Source organism: Pseudomonas sp. Q12-87 (assembly GCF_001269755.1).
GTDB lineage: Bacteria > Pseudomonadota > Gammaproteobacteria > Pseudomonadales > Pseudomonadaceae > Aquipseudomonas > Aquipseudomonas fluorescens_S.
In genome coordinates, this window is record NZ_LHVI01000040.1 from 1 (window position 1) to 1,710 (window position 1,710).

Sequence of the window (1,710 nt, forward strand, 5' to 3'; positions counted from 1 at the left end):
GTAACCGGGTGGGCTTCGAATGACCGTCGGTCTATTATGATGGTTTTGTGGCGAGGGAGATCCCGCCGCGTCTTCGACGCTGCGCTGTCGCGCAGCAAACAGTTCATCGTAAATTGGAAGAACGCGCGCGGGGCAAAGGCCGTAACCAGCACTGGTGKGTCAGCACCCGAGAGGGAGAGTGACCTGCACGGTATCGGCGTGGAGTCGTTGATGGCACGGCCAGGCCGTGACCTCGTATAAGAGAGTGAATCCTTTCGCCACCGTGTACCCCGCGCGCGTCATTCAATCCTGCGAGGAATTGCCATGGCGCGCAAGAACCAAAAGCGTTTTGAGATTATTCATCACCWCTGTGCCGGTATTGACGTGGGAAGCCGTGAGCATTGGGTCGCTGTAAACCCAGAGCAGTACGATCCTGCTGTCCGTCAATTCTCYACGTTTACCGACGATTTGATCGCACTGGCCGACTGGCTCCAGTCGTTGAACATCAGTGTCGTGGCCATGGAGGCGACGGGCGTTTACTGGATTCCGCTTTTCGAAGTGCTGGATGCGCGTGGCTTTGAGGTTTATCTGGTTAACTCACGTGCTACGCGGCAGACCTCTGGGCGCAAATCCGATGTGCTTGATTGCCAGTGGATCTGGCAACTCATGACGCACGGCCTGCTCAGCGGCGCTTTTCGCCCTTCTGATGAGATCTGTTCGATGCGTTCRTTGGTCCGCCAGCGCGCCAATAAAGTCTGCGACCAAGCCAAGTCGATCAATCGTATGCAGAAGGCCTTGAGTCAGATGAACATCCAGTTGGCCCAGGTTATCAGTGACATCACCGGGGTGACGGGTTTGAAGATCTTGCGGGCTATCGTCCAAGGCGAGCGTTCCCCTGAAAAGCTTTCAGCCTTGCGCGACGGACGGATCAAGGCCGATCAGGAAACCATCGCTCGCAGCTTGCATGGCAACTGGCGGGCAGAGCATCTACATGCGCTAGGCCAGGAGCTGGCGTGCCATGACTTCTTGGAAAAGCAGATCGCTGAATGCGATCAAGCCATTGCCCAGGCGCTAGCGCGACTTCCAGTTCTTCAGCCGGAGACAGGACTGCCTTGCAAGCCCTTGCGCAGTGCACATCGCTCAGCCGATCAACAACTGGCGCTACACCAGGCACTGATCAAGGTCATGGGCGTGGATTTAACGGCCATTCCCACCATCGGTATTGATATTGCGTTGGTACTCGCCAGCGAACTGGGGCCGGACTTATCACGTTTCCCGACCTCGCAGCACTTAAGCTCTTGGCTTGGTCTGGCCCCTCCCACGCGAATATCAGGAGGCAAACCGCTTCCTGGTAAAGCGCCTAAAATCATCAATCGAGCCGCCCAAGCCCTCAAGCAAGCGGCCTCCAACGCACGGCAGGATAAAAGTTTTATTGGCGCCAGCCACCGTGCCCGCCTGACGCGGATGGACACTAGTTGCGCGATCAAGGCGACGGCTCATCAACTGGCGCGATTGATTTACGCCATGCTCACCAAAGGCCAACCCTACGTTGAGAAAGGGATAGAAGAGTTTGAGGAGAAAAGCCGGGGACGCCAACTGCGGGCTCTGGAGCGCAAAGCCCGAAAGTTGGGTATGCAATTAGTTAAGGCTGCATGATTTTTAGAAGCAAAAACAATGGGTTGTATTTTGTTTGATAAGAGCTTGCTCCCACTCGGCTGCGCAGCAGTCGTC

1 protein-coding gene is annotated in these 1,710 nt (G+C 56.1%); it reads left to right on the forward strand.

The genetic code is table 11. The annotated features are described in order from the left end of the window. Nucleotides 1-303: 303 nt before the first annotated feature. Nucleotides 304-1,635 (forward strand): IS110 family transposase, encoded by a 1,332-nt coding sequence (locus AD663_RS27975; RefSeq protein WP_053214908.1) that lies wholly within the window; start codon nt 304-306, stop codon nt 1,633-1,635. Nucleotides 1,636-1,710: the final 75 nt, after the last annotated feature.